Below are 22931 nucleotides of genomic sequence, written 5' to 3'. Positions count from 1 at the left end.
GATAGGCAGCGATATCAGCATTCGACCGCACGGCCCGAACGCATCCGGGCGCGCGTGACCCGGATGGCCCGTCTCGAAAGCGTCGCCTTATGGTTCCGTGACTTATTCGGCCACCGACTTACCCGACGCGTCCTTCACCTTCGTCTTCCACTGCGCGCGGATTTCCGACACCACCGATTCCGGCAGCGAGATGTAATCAAGTTCGTTCGCTGCCTGGGTGCCGTTCCTGAACGCCCAGTCAAAGAACTTCAGCGTCTCCTTACCCTGCTCCGGCTTGTCCTGCGTCGTGTGCACCAGCACGAACGTCGCGGCGACGATCGGCCATGCGGTCTTGCCCGGCTCGTTCGTCAGGATCTGGTAGAACGACTTCGACCAGTCTGCGCCAGCAGCGGCGGCCTTGAACGTGTCCGTTTTCGGCTCGACCACCGTACCTGTCGAATTTTTCATGTCGACATAGGTCATGTGGTTTTGCTTCGCGTACGCCCATTCGACATAGCCGATCGCGCCTGGCAGACGCTGCACGAAGGCTGCTACGCCGTCGTTGCCCTTGCCGCCCGTGCCCGTCGGCCAGTTGACCGTGGAACCCTCACCAACCTTCGTTTTCCAGTCCGCATTGACCTTGGACAGATAGTTCGTCCAGACGAAGCTGGTGCCCGAACCGTCCGCGCGGCGCACTACCGCGATGTCGGTATCCGGCAGCTTGACCTTCGGGTTGAGCGCGACGATTGCCGCGTCGTTCCACTTCCTGATCTTGCCCAGGTAGATGTCGCCGAGAACTTCGCCCGACAGTGTCACTTCACCGGCCTTCACGCCGGGCACGTTGATGACGGGGACCACGCCACCGACGACCGTCGGGAACTGGAACAGACCTTCCTTTGCGAGATCTTCGTCCTTCAGCGGAGCGTCCGTGCCCGCGAAATCAACCGTCTTCGCGATAATCTGCTTCACGCCGCCCGACGAACCAATACCCTGATAATTGACCTTGCCGCCGCCGGACTTCTGATAGGCATCCGCCCACTTCGTGTAGATCGGCGCTGCGAAGGTGCTGCCTGCGCCGGTGATATCGGCGGCATGCGCGGTGGCGGCGCAAATTGCGCACAGAGCAGCGGCGAGTCGCTTGAGCTTCATATCCAGGTTCCTTACGTGTTTTGAATGCCCTACGGAGGTCTGCACCTTAAGTGCAGGATGTGACTTTTTTGTGACCGCTCCATCCAGGAATCAGTAAAAAGGCAGCGAAAATCATCGATCGCACCCGGAGACACGCGGGGCATACCTCGCCATGGCGCATGTCCTCCGGCCGCCCCGTTCGTTCAACTCCACCGGGCGCGCATCCAGTCCATCTCCGACGCGATGAGCCGCCCCAGGGAACGGCTGGCGTTGCGCCAATCCCACTCGTGTTGCAGGCAGATCCCGATCGTTTTGTGTCTACGGATCCCGCCAGGCGGCGCTGCGCCTCGATTGTTTCGAGTTTGTGACAAATTGTTTCATTTATCGCAATAGCTTTATACCGGACGGAAAGGGCTGGTTTGACGGCGCGGTTTCCTATACTCACGCGGTTTCTAACCTTTGTAGAACAAAAGCCAGAGTTAAATTATGAAAAAAATCACCATTGCCCTCGCCGTATCGGCGCTCGCCGCATCGGCTGCCCATGCACAAAGTTCGGTCACGCTGTACGGTCTCGTCGACGCTGGCATCACGTATACGAATAACGTTGCGACGGGTAACGGTCATGGGAGCGGCCGGGTAGCCCTGGCGAGCGGCAACATCAGTGGCAGCCGGTTCGGCCTGCGCGGTTCGGAAGATCTCGGTGGTGGTCTGAAGGCGATCTTCGTGCTCGAAAATGGTTTTAACGTCAATAACGGCACGCTCGGTCAGGGTGGCCGGATGTTCGGCCGTCAGGCGTACGTTGGCCTGAGCAGCAACGACTTTGGCACCGTCACGCTGGGCCGCCAGTATGACTCCATGGTCGATTTCGTCGCACCGCTGTCGGCCACGGCAGGCACGTTTGGTGATTCGGGTTTTGCGCACCCGTATGACAACGACAACCTGCAACATAGCGTTCGCTTCAATAACTCGGTCAAGTTCGCCAGCGTCGACTATGCCGGCTTCAAGGCTGGGGGTATGTACGCGTTCAGCAACACGCAGACCGGCTTCGCAGTCGATCGCGCCTACAGCGCGGGCGCCAGCTACAAGTTCGGCGGGTTGAACGTGGCAGCCGCCTACCTGCAGATCAACGGTTCGGGCGCTTCGAATCCGAATACCACGGGTGCCGCTGATCCGACCGAGTTCAAGGGTGGCCTGACGTCGGATGTGCAGCGTACGGCCGGTGCGGGCCTGAGCTATGGCTTTGGTCCTGCGACGGTCGGCTTTGTCTACACGCACAGCCAATACCAGAATACGAACGCGTTCGGCCTGAAAAATGGTGGTGCCCATTTCGACAACTACGAACTCAACGGCAAGTACGCACTCACGCCGGCGCTGATGCTCGGTGTTTCGTATGCATACACGGACGCACACCTGAGTGGTACAACGTCGTATGGCGCCGATCCGAAGTGGAATCAGGTCAACGCGATTGCGCGTTATTCGCTGTCCAAGCGTACGGAGCTGTATGGTGAAGCCATGTATCAGCACGCAACCGGCAACAAGAACGTCGCAGTCATGTACAACGCCGGCGGCGCTTCGTCGACGGCCAATCAGGTGATGGGTTCGGTCGGTATCTTGACCCGCTTCTAAGGAAGCCTGACGCAGAAGTGGTTTAGCCCTGTGTCAGGGCACAAGAGCAGTGCGCGCCGGCAAAGCAGTCGCCGGGGCAAATTCTTCCGGACGCGACCGATGCTGTCTGATTCAAAGGTTGGATCCGGATGTGTCGGGACTCTTGTCGCGGATCCCGACGAAACGGCGGTCACGGCGCAGTGAATGCGGAAACGAGAGTCCGCGATCACTTGCGCCGACGCGACTTTCTCTGCGTAGTATTTTGGCCCGTCCTGCCGGACGGGCTTTTTTTCATCCGCCGACCAGCAGAATCGTCTGGAAACAATGCGTCGCCCCCTTTTCTAGCTATCTGCTGCAAGCAGGCGTTAGAAACATTGTGTCGGAATCGCAGGGCGGCCTCAAAAGCGAAGTGCAACACCTGTCTCGTATAAGGTGTTGCAATGCCCGACAAAACTTCGTATCAGCAGCTTCAACCTGAAGAACGCCTCGCCATCGCAAGCCTGCGACTGCAGGATGTGAGCATTCGGGCCATGGCCCGAATGCTCGGGCGCTCGCCGTCCACCGTGAGCGGTGAACTAACGCGAAACAGTTCTCCTGCTGGCTACGCATCAGTGCCGGCTGAAGCGCTCAGCGCCGCCCGCCGTAGCGGGGGCCGCCGCCCCGCGAAGCTTTGCCTACAAAGCGTTTGCTGGCGGGTCGTGCTCACCCTGCTCGAATGGAAATGGTCTCCCCGGCAGATATCGGGCACACTGAAGCGCATGGTGCGATGTGATGTCGCGTAAGGGATTGTTTCGTCTGGCGTTGTTGGCCAGAGAGGAAACCGGCTGTTCCGTCAGCCGTAACCTACCGGTGCATGCGGGATTGGTAACGATCCGGTGTGAAGCCACTGGGACAACGTAACCCGCTCATTGAGCGACGGCGATCTCGCGAGAGAATGTTGTTGTCTGCTAGCGCCGCGGCGGATGGGGTGCAAGGTTGAGCAGTATGGTTAGCGAATGCGAACTGCTGATAAACGTCGTGATCAGTAACAAGCCAAAGGCGCTGTCAGGCTTGAGCCAAAAGGCGTACAGTCGGCTGTCCCTCTCATACGTCGGGACACACGGACTAACGACTGTCGGCGAAAAGGCCGAACCTAACCTGCTCTTGTCCTTTATGCGGAACACAGTAAGCCCGATTGTCCGCCAGCGTCGCAGTTCATCGCGGTATCTGGCAGGCAACCCGCAAGGGAAGCTGTTGGTCGAGCGGGTAAGAGAACGCGGAGAAAGCGAACGGCGGCCTGTAATGGGTCGCATAGGGGTTCGAGCTTTGCCCCGACCTGAAAGGGTGCAGACTTCCTCGTGGTGCAGTTGTCGCAGACCAGCGTTTTAGATTCAACGAGGGGCAGCTTGTGAGTGACCGGTGGGGCTACGGTTCAGCGCCTCTCACCGCAGCAATGAGGCGAATCAACGACGTGACGTTTGCGAAGGTCGTATGAAGGCTGGTATGACCGGCGTCAGTATGACGTTTAATGCTGTGCTCGAGCTGTATGCGGGGAAACTCGCACGTACAGTTCCTCGGGGGCCGCGTTTCCGAGAGGAGACGTGGCTACCCAATTATCCGACCGACCCGACCCAGCACGTATCGCACGAAACCATCTACACGGCTATCTACGCTCAGCCGCGTGGCGAATTGCGCCGCCAGTTGATTGCCTGCCTGCGCCACGGCCACAACACCCACATGTCCCGCACGCGCGGCACCGACCGGCGCGGGCAGATTCCCGAGATGGTGAGTATTCACGTGCGGCCGCCCGAAATCGAGGACCGCCTGCTGCCTGGTCATTGGGAAGGCGACTTTATCAAGGGCGCCGGAAATCAATCGTCTGTCGGCGTCCTGGTCGAACGGACCAGCCGTCTAGTGCTGCTCGCCAAGATGGAGGACGCCACCGCCGCTTCAGCGCTGGCGGGCTTCTCTGCCAAACTCAACTCGATTGCAGCACCGCTGCGACAAACCTTTACCTACGACCAGGGAAAAGAAATGTCGCGGCATCAAGAACTCACTGCAGCCACTGGCGTGCGCGTGTACTTCTGCGACCCACATAGCCCCTGGCAGCGCGGGACCTGCGAAAACACCAACGGATTGCTCCGTCGATATTTGCCTAAGGGCACCGACCTCTCGGTCTACACTCAGGACGAGCTCGATGCCATCGCCGACAGCCTGAACAGCCGGCCCCGCGCAACCCACGCGTTCCATTCGCCATTCGAGGTCTTCGCTGCGGCACTTGCCTCAGCGAGCCAATCTCAAAGCGCTAAACATTAACCCCCCGTTGCACTTCGGTTTGAAACCGCCCAGCTATAAAGAGCTAGCGTGGCCTCTGCCATGCGCATTACGTCGCCGGAATGCGGCTTTTCTTCGCGTCATCGAAGGAAGTTGCGGCCGCCCGATGGACCGCGATATCGTAGCGTACCAACACATCTACATTTAGTTAAAAAGGTCGTCCGACTGGACGTTGTTGCGGCCTGCCTTTTTGGCCCGATAGAGCAGGCTGTCTGCAGCTGCAATGATGGCCTCCTCGCTCACATCCCCGCCGCCATCAGCGAAGCTCAGAGCCAACACTCCGAAGCTGGCTGTTGCGACGATTCTCTGTTCGCGATATTCCACCGAAGCCTCTGCGAAGGAGTGTCGCAATCGTTCCGCAAGGATCGCGGCACCTGCACGGTCCGTTTGCGGTAGTAGCAGTAGAAACTCCTCTCCGCCGTAGCGAACGACGCTATCAACGTGCTGACGGGTCGACTTTCGAAGCAATGTCGCAAAGTTGCGTATTATCGCATCGCCGCAGAGATGGCCATAGGTGTCATTGATCGCCTTGAAATGATCGATGTCGCACAGAATGACTGCAAATGCGAGCCCGTGACGTCGAGAGCGTGCCAATTCAGCAGAAAGAAGAACCTCGTTCAGATACCGGCGGTTATAGCATCCGGTCAGATAGTCCTGAACAGTTAGGTGCGTCAGCAACGACTGAACCCTGTATTCTTCACGCCACACGCGGTGGTATCGACGAGCCGCGACAAGTCCAAAACTGTTGGTCAGCAGCAGCAACATGGACATAGTCAGTATATCTGATCGCTTGAGCGTTCCCAGAATTATGACAACGGCAATAAAAGCTGCGGTCGCAAAGACAGCGATGCCTTGTGAAAGGATCAGGCGGTTCGGAATGAAGATATAGACGACGATTAGCATGATGCACATGGACATCGAGTGCCACGGGATTTCGTCAGGACGGTGTCGCACAATGATCATGAACACCCCCATGCCGACAACCTCGGCCGCGGTCGCGGCGGCACGGCACATTACTATCGATTCAGGGCGAACGCGGACTAGGTAAAGCCCCGCTGTCGCTGTCATTGCGACGAGCACCCGGTAGAGAAATAACAACAGCGTATCGCGTGTGTAGCCAAGTACACCGACATCCGTCACTGCGAACGTGACATAAAACAAAGAACAAAAAATCAGCGTCGTGCACAAAGACTCCTGAGTCCGCATCAGGTGATGGCACTGGAATTTACGTTCAGTCTCTGAACTTCTGAATTCCACCCGAACGGGGTGGATCTCGAAGTCGGCCTGCGATTCAGTAAGGGTAGTACTCACGATAGCCGCCCCGGATGTGGTTTAAGACGCTTAATTTTTTTCACGGATGTTATATCAGAAATTAGTTGGGACTTCGTTGCCAAGCCAACCAACCACACGAGCCACCGCAAACTCGGGACGGCTCAGTATTTTTTCACAAGGCGTGTGCAAAACCACACAGATGTTGCAGTGATCTTGATAATCTTTTGCCGTGGCAGGGACGATGGTATTGCGTCACTTCGGCATGAAGAGCGATTCGATACCTGCCGAAAAGCGCTTGACGATCGGAGGTCTTCACTATGCTGAGATGGATCACAAACTGGGCTATACGCCACGCACCTACGCCCGAAAAGCAGGCTGAAAAAGCGCTGAACGATCTGCGCATGGAGCTTTTCCAGGCTGAGCAACACGTTCTGGATGCGCAGTTGCGTGCAGATTACTACCGCTCCCGGATCGCTTTTTGCGAAAGGGTTTCGAAAAAGGGCATTGAGCAGGTGTCCGACGAGCGCAGGGGCCACGAAGAAATTGTCCAGGAACTGCGTCCCGGACTCAAACTTACAGCGGCGCAATAGGAGAAACCAGCAGCAAAGGAAGGCCGCTAACCCTTCGGATGGGGGTACATTAACGCCACGCGACTTCTGGAGTTCCCAGGAGCGAGCCAGGTTTGAGGTGAGGAATCTAAGAGCAGATCTGGAACGCAATTTTTGCGATGAGGGCATCGCTACATCCAGTTTAAGCCCCTGCACGCCTCGCCATACGTTGCTGCGCCTGATGTTTCCACGGGAGGACCGTAGCGACCATCCACCGACACGCTGGACAGCCCGCGCAGCAAGAACTGCCGAAATTGCACCAAGTGCCTGAAGATTCCGATTACCGGTTCGACTGTGTGATTGCGCATCCCGTAAAACGTTCGGGCCACCTTCGTCTTGGGTCAGGCAATTGATGGAATAGCACTAACTGGATGGCTGGACCACACGTATCCACACGGCCAAGCTCGAAAGCCAGTGCTCGGATAACGAGTGCTACTACAACATGTCCAGCGAGCGTAACAACGAGCTTGAACGGAACATGGCGAAGTACAACATCAGCTCCGATGTAATCCCCCGCAACGGTGAACGACTGCTTCGGAGGCATTTTTTGGACGACGGTTTCTGGCGCGACTACCGACGAATGGATACCACTAATGGCGGCGGGCGGGACGCTGGCGGACTGACCGGCTCCGACCAGTGCCGCGAAAGGCGCCCGGTGTCCGCAGTCAAGTTCGCGAGCGCGACGTCGTTGTCGCGCGCACGCAGACTTGCCTTCCAGAAGTGGGGCTCCAAATACTGTTCGACTGTAGACGAAACCATAGCGGCCTCCGCGGAAGCGGCGGTTTTTTGCGCGCATAGCTTCAGAGCGCGCCACCACCGTCCCCAACAACCGAAATGGGCAGCGCTCTCGCGTTGCAATCCGCTCATCGCTGAGCGGCCATCCGCCTCGCAGCCTGTCAGGCATAGAGCGATCTACTGTCTGCACTTTACTTTGGGCCCTGTTACACCAATTCGAGATACGCGCGCAAGTGCTCGCTCATGTAGCGCTCAAACCGCTGCGCGCCGGAAAAGCCTAGGTGACTGGTTGACAGTCGCATCCCCTCGAACAGCCCTAGCTCCCCCGCCTCAGCCCGCAGGCGCGGATGCAACACGCTAAAATACTCTCCACGGCTGTGTTTGAAGCTCATGAGGTTGCGGTCGAACAGCCGGTCCACGTTTGCGGCGAGAAGCAGGCCGTTCATCGGATCAAGGCGCTCTTCGTTAGACGACTTGCGCCAAGGCTTGATGTGGGATGCGACGAGCATTTCTGGGATGGCCGCCCCGGTGAGCGCGCAAACTTCTCCGCGCCCCCACTTCGCGATGACGTCGGCGCGAAAACGCCCTTGGCCGATGCGTGCTTTGGCTAATTGATCGCGCTCGGTGACGTCGGGCACGTCCCGTTCGAGCTCTCTTAAATCCTCAATAAGACGCCGCGCGTTCGCTTCGATCAAGTCCTGCGGCGATTCGCGCGCCGCATTTGCTTCGGTCATCCACGCCTGGTTGCGCTCCTTCTTCGCGGGCTCGGCGACTGCCGCGCCTTCTCCGGGCACCGTGGAGCCGAACAGGGCAGCCCACTGTCGCCGTTGCGCCTCCATTTCGGGGCTGACCCAGAGCCGTGCCACCTCCGGCAGCTCTTGGGTCGTGGCCAGAATCCTCTTAAACTCCTCCGGCGTCCATTGCCGCTCACGCGCTGCTTTTACCATAGCGGCGAGCGGGAACGCCCAAGAAGCCTTGCCGTCGTATTCCCACGCGGAATAAGGCGTTTGCGATGTTAGTCCCAGCGGTGGGAGCCCGAGCTTAAAGCAAGCGAAGTCAACTCGCGATTGCACCGTGCCCGCCGCCATGCCCGCGTTCTTCTGATACCCCATTGCCTCGAACCGCTCAGCGTTCGTGAAAGGCTCGATGACGCCATTGTTCACCGCGGCGCGGTCCGCGAGCCACTCCAGGAATATCTCGGTCTTCCGTTGCCGCTGGCCGCCCAGTCGCACCAGAGAATCATTCCATCGGTTCTTTTGAAGCCTTTCCTCCACCACTTAACCCCCCCGTTGTGTCCTAAGCGGACAGAGCCTACCTGATTTCTGAAGCACGTCTTGCCGTTATTTGGGCGAGGGCGAGGTGCCATCATCACCGGCGGCGACAGCGATTTCATGCCCGATGGTTCGCTTCCGCCGGTCGATGGACATCGCAACCGTGTCTTCAAGGTCAACGGCCGACCACAGCGCAATGTCATTTTCGGTCGTTCAGTGCTGCGAAGCGCCCAAGACTTACCTATCATAATCGCGAAAGATCGTGGGAATGGGAGCCCGTTCACATTTGGTAGGCCGTACGGGATTCGAACCTGTGAACAACGGATCAAGAATCCGGATGCCGTGAAAACGATCAATCGAGTTGCCCCAAGTCAGCGCTCAATCGACTGACCGCTCCGGCCGAAGGGCCGACTACAGAGCCACGCTTCCGAGTGGCCGCTTTCTGAGCGAAGTCGATTGTCACCGTGAGTTTGGGAGCGATCGACCGTCGATGGCCGATGCCGGTCCCGACATCCGGCTCACGAGGGGGCCCACAATCTCCGGTCGGCTGGCGGCACTTTGGCGGCGGCTATTGGAGTGCTCCGGACGTACAAAGGGGTCCTTGAAGACAGCGGGGCCGCTGTCTTGTACGTACGGGAGGGCGCCTCAATGTCGCCTATGCGCGTGACAGCGGATACGGTGCTGACGACTCTGATATCGACCTTGAGATTCCCAATAACGGACCGTTATTCCAATAGACGCGTACTGAACGCGTACTCTGCGGATTTCCAACAAAAGACGCGAGACCAAAATAAATCGCCATCTCAGCTGGAAGCAGACTAAGGCCCTCGTCCACCAATACAGTGCAGTCGCCGGAAAAAAGGACGGCCCTGAGAAAGCATGGGGGGCCGATGGAAAATTAATGACCGATCTCACATGGAGGAACGGCAAGGCGACCGGCTTTGCGTCCACGGATGGCAATGGCAACATCTCAGTCTCTAAAGGGCTGGGCTATACGATTACCCAATTCCAGGATGGGCTGAAGGATGGCCCTCAAAAGACCTACGGCACTTCTCATGACGGTGAGTATCTAGCGAAAATAGAAAATTTCAAGAATGGCGAACTGGACGGGTTTACCCAAGAGTTCAACGAACAAGGCGGAGTCGTTTTCGAGGTTCTCTATAACCAAGGCCGCCTTGCGCTTGAGGATGAGGCTACCGCACGCACTATCAATACATGTGTAGCCGGCTGGGAAGCCAACTACCGAAAAGACTTCTCGACCTCTTATTATCGAACTGGAGAAATGGACGAGCGCGTCAGTTACAAACGGCCGGATTGGGAATCGGCGTGTAAGGAGGGCAGACTTCCTCCTCATGGCTGGCAGTGATTAAAGGCATCGGTTAATACATAACTTTCGCCTAATTTTTGCGCCGGCTCCCAGAGCCTCCTCGAAATAGGGCTCCAGATTGCCGGCCACCGAAAACCGATATTCGTCGCTCGCATGGCGCCCGTCTGGAGTCCGAGTGCAAGCCTTGGTAACCAAGGTCGCACCCAGTGGACAAGGCCTTATGTAAGGTCTTGATTACAAAGCGAGGGAGAAAAAGCGGATATCCATGTTCAGCATGCAGGACGCTGGTTGTCAGCACCCACGACGCTCCTCGTGCGCGGACGCCCCCCAGCTCCCCTGCGTTGCCGGCGGATAATCACGGTTTGAAAGAGGCGGCATTTCGGATAAGGCATGACATGGACAATCTGGCTCATCTTGCAAAAGTATCCCAGTGCATTAACTAACTTGCCTCGTTTATCAGCGTCCAAACGGTCAATCTGCCCGAGCGCCCATTTGTCGCCGTACTCCGCCTTCTTTCGATTGCAGTTTTCAAAGTAGCTCCGCCCTTCAGTAACCACATCGCGCCAGTAGCAACCTATCTCCTGCGCATAATACTCATGCTTCTGAACGTATGCACCATCAAAGAACAACATAACGTGCATGTGATAACCGGCCATCCGCGTGTATTCAATACGCCAGACGTAGCCAACCAGATGCCTGAATAAGGAAGGCTTGCCTTTCATATTCCCAAAAAAGCGATCTCGATCCTTCTGCACCTCATCCAGCGTAATACGACCCTCGATAGCTCGCGGTATCGAAATATCTGCTCCTGACAGGTAATCAGCCAGATCACGCTCTTTCCGCCTCACAGCCTCATCAAGCGCCTGCTCTAACTCATCGTCAGTAAAAGTCGCCTTGTGATAATCGAAGTCCAGACGGATAACCATCAAGCGAGCATAACGCTCGAACAATTTATCCTCAAACTCAACCACCCTCTCCCAACTTAGTTCGAACTTCCTATTCCAATCAATAATTCTCTTCTTCAATTTCGTTGCGACCGCTTCACGCCGCATCGTGACAACGAAATCATTGAACAGATCAGAACTAAGTCCACTGGGGTCAAACTCATCGAGCAACATCGCGCTCTCTTTGATCAAGTGCTTGCGATACTGCCCGAAGAAGAATTCAATCAAAGGTGAAAACGCGTATCCACTCGAATATAGTTGACTGTAACCGTGGAGGCGTTCTATATGCATCCCTAAGCGGGAGACTCTTTTCTTCGAACGAACATCATTTACTCGCTTGGGTTCGTTGTGAAACAGCGAGTCCTTGTAGAGCACCATATTCATGAACTTCATCAGATCCAGCACTCCATCCATGAAATATGGCAAGATGTAATCCTTGCCTTTCGTCTTGATCACGTACAAATTGATGTCAGAGTTCGTTTCCATAGCCTTCGATCATTGATATCCACTCAATTAGCCATAGGCATTGAGTGGTAATGTATTGTCCAATCAGCCATCAATCTACGTGGCAGTTAGCAGGCCAGACCTGTCAATCATCCAGAGATCAACACCCCTATTGAGTAAGGGCGGATACAGACATATTTGACACTGCAAATAGTTACTGAGGCATAGCTATCTATTGATAGAAATACCACTCGATAGATGAAGAATCTCTTAACCAATAGAGATATATAAATATCCATCCTACTAATAACCAGAACCATCGCACATCAAAATCCTCAACACAAACGAGCACATGGGAATAGAAATCCCAATAAGCTACGAGCAATGCGATAACCTCGGCGATATGCTTAGTTACTACGACAGATTGACAGCGGCATACAAACACCGCGGACGCACATGCAGTGCGCCCGTGGTGTTTTCTTCAACGGTATGAAAGCAGCAGAGAAGAACGGTTCAGCTCAACCTGAGGCCCATTGCGCCCAGGAAACACAGCAACCCGCCCCTGCCGACAAAGAGCGCCCAAAGCCCGAGGAAACCGCGATCCGGTAAGTGCCAGGTTAATTGACCACGTACGCAGCTCGGACTGAGGGACCACCCAGCGGCCAGTCGCCTGGCACAGTTGAACGAACACGTTTCCGAGTACATCGGCATCAAGCTCGGCCTGCGTTGGCTTTGGTTCTTCGCAAAATATCTCCCGGTACGAATCGACGTACCAGTTGCCGAAGCTTTCCGCACGCTCGAGCGTATCGAGGGATATCTCGCCTTCGGGTCCGTACTCAAAAACGTGGAATACACCGGCAAGCCGCAGAACACGTTCTGCATGGCGCACGACATATTCAGAAATGTCGGCCCACGGAGAATTAGGTTCCGCGCATCGCCTGCGAGCATCATTGGACATTTCAATTAGGCATGGATTTGCGTTGGCTCTGAGCTTTAACGCCGGACGCGCCCGATTCCCCTCCTTGATGCGCACAACAAGTGCATCCAGAAATTCATCGGCCCTCTTTTCATATGCCAGCGCCACGTCGTCCGACAACCGAACGTCATGAGGCGATCCCTCTGCAAGCCCCATTGACCGCATGACAAGAAAGCGGTTAATCATGCCGACCCCGCCCTTGCGTCCGCCAAGTCGCTGCTTTGTCTCTTCGAATATGTTGGGCTGTTCCATCAAAAGCATGCAAAGGCGGGGATCAGTCAGGGTGATACGACCGGTGCCAACTCGCATATGCCGATGGGAAGTTCCATCCAGTAGATGGACCAATGTAGCCGAATCCTTCAGCAGCCTTTTGACAATTCCCCCTTCGTCAGTCAGAAGTCCTGCAACCGGCCAGTCCTTAAGACTTTGCACCAGTGCTTCACGCGTCGGGTCTTCGTGCAGCAGACAATCGTGCTTGCCCCCCGGGTCGGCTGCGGTAAGTTGCTCAAGGTATCTTTCGATCGGGGCCTTAAGCCAGTCGTAAGGCATCGTCTTGCCGCTCCCCGATGGAGATACGATGAGCCCGTTAGCGCCGATAGAGATTACCCGTCCGTTGGGCCACGTCACATCCGCAAGGCCCTGCGTAAGCAATGACGCCACTACGATCAACGTTGTCCCCACGATTTCAGGGGCGACACCGCCGCTGGCACTGAGATCGTGAGCTATCGAGTGGAGTTGCCCAGGAAAGCTGTGAACGGGGTATGACGAACGATGCGGCGCGCGCGGGCTCGTCAATGTGCCGCCATTTCGTCGATAAGCAGACGGCAGGGCTACGTGCGTCGACCACGGTTTGATGATATCCATCTCGTCCCCCGATTTATGCCGCTGCGCGCAAACTGGCGCGCAAGGCAATCCACGCGTCGAGTTGGTGTTCGACCACCCCGGTAGTACGGGCTGACAGCGAGACCTTCTTCGGAAACGTCGGGTCGCTCTTCATCAGCGCGTACAGGGTCGAACGCGAGAGTCCGGTACGGTCGATCACATCTTTGATGCGCAGCACGCGAGCGCCGCGCGGAATGCTGATACCGTCGCGAACGGCCTCGTCGGGCGCTGGGCTCGCCAGCCCCGCACCGTGGCGCCCCATCTTCGCCTGCGGCGAAATGGCATCCATCTGGGCTTTGTCGTACATGGCTACTCCTCTCTGAACACTGCGAATTTGCAGTTCCCGTAGTGTTGAGGATCACGCCGAAATCCACGATGCCTAGCGCCTGTAAAAAAATGCCCTGCGTCAATCCGGCGGTCGATGGTGGTCGGCAATCATGCAAGTCCGGTTTTATGCAATTGATGTGGGGCGATGGTGAGGGGGACAGCGAGTCGCCGAAATAGTGCATGCGCTCGGCCAGAGTCCGCTGAACGGGGATACAGACGCACCCAGCGTTAGGGCAGCCCAGGCCAATCCGAGCGCATGATCTGCCCGAACAACACGGGTGGTAAAAAGCGGTGGAGGTCAGGCGCTCACGGAACGCCCGACGAGGAGCCTGCGGGGCCGTGCGGCCCGGCAGGCGAGACGTAGCGTGGCTGCGCTCAATGGTGATTCGGCGTTGCGCCGACGCTTGCCGACGGTCGCGATTGTGTAGATACGCCCGATCGGGCCTGGGGCACAGCTCAAACGGAGCAACAATCAGTCCTTTGTATCCCGTATTGTGAAACCGCCAGCTTGCTGGACTTCCGGGTCATTGCTCAACCAGTCGGAAAGCAGCGCGTAGACATCAACATCTCCATGTTTCTTTCTCATCTCCTCCGCGACCTTTAGGGCCACGGTACGAATGGCGGCTTCCAGGCTTATCCAACCACCTTCGGGACGATCATTTTTTAGATACTTAATACAAGCGTCCCGGGCCACCCGTTTCTTGTTCTCTTCCTTGGTGACGCCCCCCCTTTTTCCGCTCCGCCTCTTATCCTCCGCAGGTTTTGCCGCTAGGTAATACCCATTCGCCCACCCTTCATGAAAGCGAGCACGCGACAAATGCCACCATGCTTTTTCCCTCAAGCCAGCCTCAAGCGCAGCATTTGCCGTCAATAATTCACCGCACAAGCGCACCATACTTCGGCGATACACGCGATCGTTATCCTTGAGAAGTTCGGGATCAAGAGGGTAGGAATCGATCAACTCCACAAAAGCTTCCCGCCCGCCCTCGTCAAGGAAGTCTTCCTCCGTCAAATACGGCGTGGCGAGAGGAGGAAGCGGGACAAACGGGGTCAGCCGATCCAGATACGCCCGAAGGCTGGTATCAGAATCAAAATCTCCGCGTAGTAACCGATATCCGCTGTCGATCTGCGTAGCGGCATCAGACCACTGTTCAACATCTGAAGCATCCGGCAAGTCGTACTGCCAGCCCATATCGTCCATCGCCCCCGGTATCACTCGTCTTTTGTCAAAACGGTCGGCCGCCTGTAAGTCCTAGCGGTCGGCACAGTACCAATCAACTGCACACCACCTTGCTCAAGCGCCGTCTCAGGCCGCTTCGCCGCCAAGCTGCACGACTCCAACTCCAGCCTTTAGCTTGTCAAGATAGTCTGCCCACTTCTGCATCATCGCCCGCCGCTCCTTGATGAACTTCGTCCGGTTGTATGCCTTGCCGAGCGTGTCGGGCACGGCATGGGCAAGCTGATGCTCAATAACTTCAGGCTTTTGCTCCAATTCCTCGTGCAAGATCGTTCGCGCCATCGCCCGGAAGCCGTGGCCGGTGATTTCGGTGCGAGTGTCGTAGCCCAAGCGTCGGAGCGCAGCATTGATTGCGGCATCGCTCATCGGGCGCTGCGACGAACGAGCCCCCGGAAAAAGGTAACGCCCGTTGCCGGTAAGGGCGTGGAGTTCTCGCAGAACTCTGACTGCCTGCGTGGCGAGCGGAACCAGATGTTCGGTCATGGTCTTCGTGACGAGATACCGCCACTCACCCTTATCCAAATCGAACTGGCTCCACTCAGCCTTGCGTAGTTCACCAGGCCGCGTGAACAGCATGGGTGCGAGCTTGAGCGCGCACAACACCGGAAACGTGCCGGAGAAGCCATCGAACGCCCGTAGCATTGCGCCCACCTTTTCCGGCTCTGTAATCGAAGCGAAGTGAGTCGTTTGTGCCGGCGGAATGGCATTGATCAGATCGCGAGCCGGATCAAGCTTACAATAACCTTCCTTGATTCCAAAGCGAAACGCTCGACTTATCTCACCACGCACCTTGTGAGCGGTGAACCGAGCACCACGGCTGTCGATCCGCTTCAGGACCGCCAAGACTTCGGGGGCATCAATGTCGGCCACCGGCCGCTTGCCGAGCCAAGGGAAAACATCCTTCTCGAATCGAGCCTTCGTCTTGACCATTGACCCGGCCGTCACATACGGCGTGAGTTCAGCCAACCAGCCAAGCGCGACAGCCTCGAAAGAATTAGTCGCCGCGAGCAGAGCCGCCCGCTTGTCGGCTTTCTTCGCCTCACCAGGATCGACGCCAGCAGCAAGCTTCTTTCGGGCGTCCTCGCGCTTTTCCCGAGCAGCGGCCAACGGCACGTCCGGATAGACGCCCAAAGCCAGGCGCTTTTCCTTACCCAAGAAACGGTATTTGAGCCGCCAGTATTTCCCGCCAGACGGCGAGATTTCGAGGTACATACCGCCGCCATCAGCAAGCCTGTACGGCTTCTCACGGGGAGCGGCTTTGCGAATCGCGATGTCAGTCAACGGCATAAGGCACCTACCTTACAGCGCTAGGGGGCACTTTTCCCGGGGGCATTTGCCAGATTGCTGAGATTCCCCCGGTGGTGCCCCCACACGCCCCCGGATTCAGACGGGCACCGTTGGACAACATCGGAATAAAAAAACCCGTGAAGCCTTATGCTATCACGGGTTTCAGGATTTCCAAGGACACCCTCGGATCGGTATATGGTGCCGGCTGCAGGACTCGAACCCGCCACCTCATGATTACAAGTCAAGCGCTCTACCTGATGAGCTAAGCCGGCATGAGGCCGTGATTCTACTTCATTTTACGATCTTGAGGCGAGCCCTTCCGCCACCTTTCGATCCATCGTCGTCAGGCTGCGGGGCGTCCGTCGCGCTTTCCGCTTTGGCGGCGGCGGCATCCGCGGCCGGCGCCGTTTCGACCGCACGCGGCGCGGGCGCCTCGGTCTCGTCCGCCACTTCGGCGTCGGTGCCCGAATCCTGCGCTTCACCGCCTGTCGACTCGACCGGGAATGCCATGCCCTGCCCGTTTTCGCGCGCGTAGATCGCGAGAATATTGGCGATCGGCACTTCGATCTTGTGCGACTTGCCGGAGAAACGCGCGCTGAACTCGATCCACTCGTTGCCCATCTGCAGCTGGCTGGTCGCCTCGAAGCTGATGTTCAACACGATTTCGTTGTCGCGCACGAACTGACGCGGCACGCGCGTCTGGTTGTCGACCCGGACCGCAATGTGCGGGGTATAGCCGTTATCCGTGCACCACTCGTAGAGCGCGCGCAGCAGGTAAGGCTTGGTGGAAATCTCTTGCATCAACAGTCCTCTTACCGGGCGCGGGCCCGCGCTCACCCAGCCGCGCAGCGCCCTCACCCCAAAGCCAAACTCAACGACGCATCACCTTTTCCGAAGGCGTCAGCGCTTCGATGTAAGCCGGGCGGCTGAAAATGCGCTCGGCGTACTTCATCAGCGGGGCGGCGTTCTTCGACAGTTCGATGCCGTAGTGGTCCAGACGCCACAGCAGCGGAGCAATCGCGACGTCGAGCATCGAGAACTCTTCGCCAAGCATGTACTTGTTCTTCAGGAAGATCGGCGCGAGCTGCGTCAGACGATCGCGGATCGCGAGACGGGCCTTCTCGTGATTCTTCTCGGCGGCCTTGCCCTTTTCGTTTTCGAGCGTGCCGACGTGCACGAACAGCTCTTTTTCGAAGTTGAGCAGGAACAGGCGGGCGCGGGCACGCTGAACCGGATCGGCCGGCATCAGCTGCGGGTGCGGGAAGCGCTCGTCGATATACTCGTTGATGATGTTCGATTCGTACAGAATCAGGTCCCGTTCGACGAGAATCGGCACCTGACCGTACGGATTCATCACGGCGATGTCTTCCGGCTTGTTAAACAGGTCGACGTCGCGGATCTCGAAGTCCATGCCCTTTTCGAACAACACCAGCCGGCAGCGCTGGGAGAACGGGCAAGTTGTGCCGGAATACAGAACCATCATGTTTACGTTTCCTCAAAAAGCTGAAAGGCCAGCGCGCGGAAAAACCGTTCAGCAGGTTTTTCCTGGCGCCGGCCCCACGCCGGGTGACGGCGTGATTATTTGATATGTTTCCAGTACGCGGCGTTCAGTCGCCAGGCGAAAAAGCTCAGGATACCGAGGAACATCAGCACCCACACGCCAAGCTGTTTGCGGGTTTTCTGGGTCGGTTCGGACATCCATGACAGGTACGACACGAGGTCGGCCACAGCAGAATCATAATCTACCGGCGACATCGTCCCCGGAGTGACCTGCTGGAAGCCGACAAATTTGTGTACCGTCTCGCCAGTTTTTTCGTCGGTTTCGTCACCGAACTTCGCGGTACGTTGCCCCTGAAGCTGCCACAGCACGTGAGGCATGCTCACGTTTTCATACACCAGATTGTTCCAGCCCGTCGGCCGCGTATTGTCGCGGTAAAAGCTGCGCAAATACGTGTAGAGCCAGTCTTTGCCGCGCGCTCGCGCTTCCACCGACAAATCCGGCGGACTCGCGCCGAACCACGCTTTCGCGTCTTCGGGCCGCATCGCCACGGTCATGGTGTTGCCGATTTTATCCGTGGTGAACAGCAGGTTCGCCTGAATTTCGTTCGGCATGATGCCGATGTCGGTCAGCCGGTTGTAGCGCATCAGATTCGCGCTGTGGCAATTCAGGCAGTAGTTTACAAACAATTGCGCGCCGTGCTGCAAAGAAGCGAAATTCTCCGCGTTATCCGGCGCGCGGTCGAGCGGGAAATTCTCGTCCGCGTGAGCCGGGGCGGCCAGCACCGCGAGCAGTGTCGCGCCGATCAGCGCGCACTTCGTAAGCAGTTTTTTCATTTCGTGTTCTCCTGGCTCGCGATTAGTGAGGCTTGAACCGCACCCGCTCGGGCGGCTGCTTGAACGTGCCAAGCCGCGTCCAGAACGGCATACCGAGGAAAAACGCGAAGTAGATCAGCGCGCAGATCTGGGCGATCAACGTGGCGACCGGCGACGGCGGTTTCGTGCCGAGGAAGGCCAGGGTCAGAAACGCGAGCACGAAGATGCCGTAGAACACCTTATGAAAGAACGGCCGGTAACGGATCGACTTGACCGGCGAGCGGTCGAGCCAGGGCAGGAAGAACAGCGATACCACCGCGCTGCCCATCACCACCACGCCCCAGAACTTCGATTCGGTGAACGCCATGGCCAGAATCACCAGCACCGCGAGCACCGGCAGACCGAGCTTCCACTTGCCGCGCGCGCGCACCAGCGCGAGCAGGCCGAGCAGCGCGATCACGACCATCAGCACGATCTTGAACGGATCGGTGGTGGCGCGCAGCATCGCGTAGAAGGCCGTGAAGTACCACACCGGCGCGATTTCCGGCGGCGTCTGCAACGGGTTGGCCGGCACGAAGTTGTTCGCTTCGAGGAAGTAGCCGCCCATCTCCGGCGCGAAGAAAATGATCGCGGCGAAGATCAGCAGGAACACCGTCACGCCCATGAAATCGTGCACCGAGTAGTACGGGTGGAACGGGATGCCGTCGAGCGGAATGCCGTCCGGATCCTTCTTCGCCTTGATCTCGATGCCGTCCGGATTGTTCGAGCCGACTTCATGCAGCGCGACCAGGTGGGCGACCACCAGACCGATCAGCACGAGCGGAATCGCAATCACGTGAAACGCGAAGAAGCGGTTCAGCGTGACGTCCGAGACCACGTAGTCGCCACGAATCCACAGCGACAGATCCGGCCCGATGAACGGAATCGCCGAGAACAGGTTCACGATCACCTGCGCGCCCCAGAACGACATCTGGCCCCACGGCAGCAGATAGCCGAAAAACGCCTCGGCCATCAGGCACAGGAAAATCGCGCAGCCGAAGATCCACACCAGCTCGCGCGGCTTGCGGTACGAGCCGTACATCAGCCCGCGGAACATATGCAGATACACGACGACGAAAAACATCGACGCGCCCGTGGAGTGCATATAGCGGATGAGCCAGCCCCACGGCACCTCGCGCATGATGTACTCGACCGACGAGAACGCGAGCGTCGCGTCGGGCTTGTAGTTCATGGTGAGGAAGATGCCGGTGACGACCTGATTGACCAGCACCAGGAGCGCGAGCGAACCGAAGAAATACCAGAAGTTGAAATTCTTCGGCGCGTAGTACTCGGAAACGTGCTTCTTCCAGGTGGAGGTCAGCGGAAAGCGCCGGTCGATCCAGCCGACCAGCCCGGTCGTCTCTACTTCGTGTTCGATCGCCATTACGCTTCTCCTTTCTCGTCCTTGCCGATCACGAGGCCGGTAGCCGACGTGAACATGTAAGGCGGGATGTCGAGGTTCTGCGGCGCAGGTTTGTTCTTGAAGACGCGGCCGGCCATGTCATAGGTCGAGCCGTGGCACGGGCACAGAAAGCCGCCCGGCCAGTCGTCCGGAAGATTCGGCTGCGCGCCCTCCTGGAAGCGCGGCGTCGGCGTACAACCCAGATGGGTGCACACGGCAACGGCGACGAAAAGGTTCTTGTGGTCGGCGCGTGAACGGAACTCGTTGTTGCAGTACTCCGGCAACGGCATCGAAAAAGGATTCTTGGTGTGGGGATCCGCTACTTCGTTATCGGCTTTCTGGACATCGGCGAGCATCCTGTCGGTGCGGTTGATGATCCACACCGGCTTACCGCGCCAGGCAACGGTCTTCATGTCGCCGGGTTTGAGATCGCTAATATCGACTTCGACCGGGGCACCTGCTGCCTTGGCCTTTTCAGATGGTGCAAACGAACTAACAAAGGGTACGACAGTGGCAACGCCTCCAATGCCACCTGCTACGGTCGTCGCTATCAGCCAGGTACGGCGGCTGCCGTCGACGCGTTCATCTTCCTTGTCTCGCATCACACGCCCCACTTCTGAGTTGGATTTTTCCTTCACGTCGCTTCTACCGCCGCTAGTTTGCGCGAATGGAGTCGCCATTTACAAGGGCCGATTGCCAAAAACCGTGCGAAGCCCTTGATAAATCAGGGTTACTCCGTACGGATCGCAAACTTTTTCGCACCTCCTTTTAAGTGCCCTCTGCGTTATTCGTGCCTTTTGCTTAGCTAATGCGTTTTACGTAAATCCGGTGATTCAAACGGGATTAGGGATATCGATAAAGAGGTGTTCGATATCGAACTGCTCGGACAGATGCTTGCCCACCGCCTGCACGCCGAAGCGCTCCGTTGCATGGTGGCCGGCCGCGAGAAATGCGACGCCGCTTTCCGCCGAGGTGTGCATGACCGACTCCGACACTTCGCCGGTCAGGTAGACGTCGGCACCCGCGTTGATGGCCGCGTCGAACATGCCTTGCGCGGCGCCCGTGCACCAGGCCACGCGGCGTAGTTCGCGATCCGCGTCGCCGAACACGAGCGGCGTGCGGCCGAGAGTCTGCTCGACTTGCGCGGTGAAGTGAGCGAGCGTGATCGGCATCGGAAACGTGGCGAGCCAGCCGAGGTCGTTCTCGCCGAAGCGCGCGTCGCTGATCCAGCCCATCTTCGCGCCGATCTGCGCGTTGTTGCCGAACTCGGGATGGTCGTCGAGCGGCAGGTGATAAGCGAACAGATTCAGTTCGTTGGCGATCAGCAGTTTCAGACGCGCATATTTGCGGCCGGTGATCTGCGGCGCCTCGTTGCGCCAGAAGTAGCCATGATGGACCAGCACGGCATCCGCGCCCCAGTCGAGCGCGGCCTCCAGGAAGGCCGCCGAAGCGGTCACGCCGGTCGCGAGCTTATTGATCTTGCGACGCCCTTCGACCTGCAGTCCATTGGGGCAATAGTCCTTGAAGCGCGCGGTTTCAAGGAGATTGTTCAAGTACAATTCAAGTTCGATCCGATCCATATAAACCTCTAGTCTTCAGATGCTTAGACGCTTTTGGCTGTTCTTTGCCCAAGCGGTGACCGTGCTGTTGGCGCTCATGTTCATCATTGCGACGCTCAAACCGCAGTGGCTGCAGCGCCAGGGGCAATTCGGCAAGCAACTCGCCGAACCGATCGTCGCCCTACGGGAAGTGGCGCCAGGCATCGGCAGCGGCCCAGCCCAGGCGTCCTATGCGGACGCCGCGCAAAAGGCCATGCCCGCGGTCGTCAATGTGTTCTCCAGCAAGGATGGCTCACTGCCACCCGACCCGCGTGCGAAAGACCCGCTGTTCCGCTACTTCTTCGGCGACAAGAATAAGCGCAAGCAGCAGGAACAGCCCGCGTCGAATCTGGGTTCCGGCGTGATAGTGAGTTCGGAAGGTTACATTCTAACGAACCAGCACGTCGTGGACGGCGCCGACCAGATCGAAATTGCGCTAGCCGACGGCCGCACCACGAATGCGAAAGTGATCGGCGTCGATCCGGAAACAGATCTGGCCGTGCTCAAGGTCAACATGACCAACCTGCCCACCATCACGCTCGGCCGCATGGACCAGACGCGCGTGGGCGACGTAGTGCTCGCCATCGGCAATCCGTTCGGCGTCGGCCAGACGGTGACCATGGGTATTGTCAGCGCGCTCGGGCGCAATCACCTTGGTATCAACACGTTCGAAAACTTCATTCAGACCGACGCGGCCATCAACCCGGGTAACTCGGGTGGCGCACTGGTCGACGTGAAAGGCAACCTTCTCGGCATCAACACCGCCATCTATTCGCGCTCTGGCGGCTCGCTCGGCATTGGCTTCGCGATTCCTGTGTCGACGGCGCGCAGCGTGCTGGAGAGCATCATCACCACGGGTTCGGTCACGCGCGGCTGGATCGGCGTCGAACCGCAGGACGTCACGCCGGAAATCGCCGAATCGTTCGGGCTGGAGCAGAAGTCTGGGGCGATCGTGGCGGGTGTGCTGAAGAACGGCCCTGCGGACCGTGCTGGCATCAAGCCGGGCGATATTCTTGTGAGCGTGAACGGGCAGGAGATCACTGACACCACTCGCCTGCTGAATGTGATCGCGCAGATCAAACCGGGCACGGCAGCGAAGGTGCACCTCGTGCGCAAGAGCCGTGAGATGGATCTCGATGTCACCATCGGCAAGCGGCCGCCTCCACCGAAACAACCGGTTGAGGACAACGGCGGCGGTGGTGATCAGCAGGATGATGATGGGGGTTGAGGTACGCGGGGGCCAG

Annotated in this window: 18 protein-coding genes, 1 tRNA gene and 2 pseudogenes; 6 read left to right on the top strand and 15 right to left on the bottom strand. The window is 57.8% G+C overall.

Features of this window, described 5'->3' with window-relative positions:
• Nucleotides 1-102 precede the first annotated feature (102 nt).
• Nucleotides 103-1128 (bottom strand): phosphate ABC transporter substrate-binding protein PstS, encoded by a 1026-nt coding sequence (gene pstS, locus BLW71_RS18165; RefSeq protein WP_091798576.1) that lies wholly within the window; start codon nt 1126-1128, stop codon nt 103-105.
• Between the two features lie 465 nt (nt 1129-1593).
• Between pstS and BLW71_RS18160 the strand changes: the two genes are divergently transcribed.
• The 3 genes and pseudogenes from BLW71_RS18160 to BLW71_RS18150 form a co-directional block, all read left to right on the top strand.
• Complete coding sequence (locus BLW71_RS18160; protein WP_091798573.1) at nt 1594-2733, top strand: porin; 1140 nt, start codon at nt 1594-1596, stop codon at nt 2731-2733.
• A 419-nt stretch (nt 2734-3152) separates the two neighbouring features.
• Nucleotides 3153-3485, top strand: a pseudogene (locus BLW71_RS18155) (transposase); the annotation flags it as partial.
• Between the two features lie 817 nt (nt 3486-4302).
• Nucleotides 4303-5007 (top strand): annotated as a pseudogene (locus BLW71_RS18150) (IS30 family transposase); the annotation flags it as partial.
• Between the two features lie 162 nt (nt 5008-5169).
• Here BLW71_RS18150 and BLW71_RS18145 read toward each other — a convergent pair.
• Nucleotides 5170-6336: a GGDEF domain-containing protein gene (locus tag BLW71_RS18145; RefSeq protein WP_286162019.1), complete on the bottom strand. Its 1167-nt coding sequence runs from the start codon at nt 6334-6336 to the stop codon at nt 5170-5172.
• A 278-nt stretch (nt 6337-6614) separates the two neighbouring features.
• Here BLW71_RS18145 and BLW71_RS18140 point away from each other — a divergent pair, with 278 nt between their 5' ends.
• A complete protein-coding gene (locus tag BLW71_RS18140) occupies nt 6615-6887 on the top strand; it encodes a hypothetical protein (protein WP_091798564.1) in 273 nt (90 codons plus the stop codon).
• A 959-nt stretch (nt 6888-7846) separates the two neighbouring features.
• Here the strand turns inward: BLW71_RS18140 and BLW71_RS18135 are convergent.
• Nucleotides 7847-8917, bottom strand: a complete 1071-nt coding sequence (locus tag BLW71_RS18135; RefSeq protein ID WP_286162018.1) for an HNH endonuclease — start codon at nt 8915-8917, stop codon at nt 7847-7849.
• Between the two features lie 895 nt (nt 8918-9812).
• On the opposite strand from BLW71_RS18135, the gene BLW71_RS18130 reads away from it, so the two are divergent.
• Nucleotides 9813-10277, top strand: a complete 465-nt coding sequence (locus BLW71_RS18130) for a toxin-antitoxin system YwqK family antitoxin (RefSeq protein WP_091798561.1) — start codon at nt 9813-9815, stop codon at nt 10275-10277.
• Nucleotides 10278-10507: 230 nt separating this feature from the next.
• On the opposite strand, the gene BLW71_RS18125 is transcribed toward BLW71_RS18130, so the two are convergent.
• The 12 genes from BLW71_RS18125 to BLW71_RS18070 form a co-directional block, all read right to left on the bottom strand.
• Nucleotides 10508-11668, bottom strand: coding sequence for a YagK/YfjJ domain-containing protein (locus BLW71_RS18125; protein WP_091798558.1), 1161 nt, complete (start codon nt 11666-11668; stop codon nt 10508-10510).
• A gap of 439 nt (nt 11669-12107) precedes the next feature.
• Nucleotides 12108-13466 carry a DUF3987 domain-containing protein gene (locus BLW71_RS18120; RefSeq protein WP_091798555.1) on the bottom strand — a complete coding sequence of 453 codons (1359 nt, stop codon included), beginning with the start codon at nt 13464-13466 and terminating at the stop codon, nt 12108-12110.
• Between the two features lie 13 nt (nt 13467-13479).
• On the bottom strand, nt 13480-13791 hold the full coding sequence (locus BLW71_RS18115; RefSeq protein ID WP_286162017.1) for a helix-turn-helix transcriptional regulator: 312 nt from the start codon (nt 13789-13791) through the stop codon (nt 13480-13482).
• A gap of 492 nt (nt 13792-14283) precedes the next feature.
• Nucleotides 14284-15012 (bottom strand): hypothetical protein, encoded by a 729-nt coding sequence (locus BLW71_RS18110; RefSeq protein ID WP_091798552.1) that lies wholly within the window; start codon nt 15010-15012, stop codon nt 14284-14286.
• Between the two features lie 105 nt (nt 15013-15117).
• Entirely contained in the window at nt 15118-16335 is a 1218-nt protein-coding gene (locus BLW71_RS18105; RefSeq protein ID WP_091798549.1) for a tyrosine-type recombinase/integrase, read from the bottom strand.
• Between the two features lie 196 nt (nt 16336-16531).
• Nucleotides 16532-16607, bottom strand: a tRNA-Thr gene (locus BLW71_RS18100).
• Between the two features lie 19 nt (nt 16608-16626).
• Nucleotides 16627-17136, bottom strand: coding sequence for a ClpXP protease specificity-enhancing factor (locus BLW71_RS18095; RefSeq protein WP_091798546.1), 510 nt, complete (start codon nt 17134-17136; stop codon nt 16627-16629).
• A gap of 70 nt (nt 17137-17206) precedes the next feature.
• The gene (locus BLW71_RS18090) at nt 17207-17818 is read right to left on the bottom strand and encodes a glutathione S-transferase N-terminal domain-containing protein (protein ID WP_006052302.1); all 612 of its coding nucleotides are present in this window, start codon (nt 17816-17818) and stop codon (nt 17207-17209) included.
• Nucleotides 17819-17913: 95 nt separating this feature from the next.
• Nucleotides 17914-18669, bottom strand: a complete 756-nt coding sequence (locus BLW71_RS18085) for a cytochrome c1 (RefSeq protein ID WP_091798543.1) — start codon at nt 18667-18669, stop codon at nt 17914-17916.
• 22 nt (nt 18670-18691) lie between these two features.
• Nucleotides 18692-20071, bottom strand: coding sequence for a cytochrome b (locus BLW71_RS18080; RefSeq protein ID WP_091798540.1), 1380 nt, complete (start codon nt 20069-20071; stop codon nt 18692-18694).
• Nucleotides 20071-20691: a ubiquinol-cytochrome c reductase iron-sulfur subunit gene (gene petA, locus BLW71_RS18075; protein ID WP_091798537.1), complete on the bottom strand. Its 621-nt coding sequence runs from the start codon at nt 20689-20691 to the stop codon at nt 20071-20073. The genes BLW71_RS18080 and petA overlap by 1 nt, the downstream gene beginning before the upstream one ends.
• 231 nt (nt 20692-20922) lie before the next feature.
• On the bottom strand, nt 20923-21669 hold the full coding sequence (locus BLW71_RS18070; RefSeq protein WP_091798535.1) for a Nif3-like dinuclear metal center hexameric protein: 747 nt from the start codon (nt 21667-21669) through the stop codon (nt 20923-20925).
• A 19-nt stretch (nt 21670-21688) separates the two neighbouring features.
• On the opposite strand from BLW71_RS18070, the gene BLW71_RS18065 reads away from it, so the two are divergent.
• The gene (locus BLW71_RS18065) at nt 21689-22915 is read left to right on the top strand and encodes a Do family serine endopeptidase (protein ID WP_091798532.1); all 1227 of its coding nucleotides are present in this window, start codon (nt 21689-21691) and stop codon (nt 22913-22915) included.
• Nucleotides 22916-22931 lie beyond the last annotated feature (16 nt).

This window comes from Burkholderia sp. WP9 (genome assembly GCF_900104795.1).
GTDB lineage: Bacteria > Pseudomonadota > Gammaproteobacteria > Burkholderiales > Burkholderiaceae > Paraburkholderia.
This window is presented reverse-complemented; position numbering and strand designations above follow the sequence as displayed.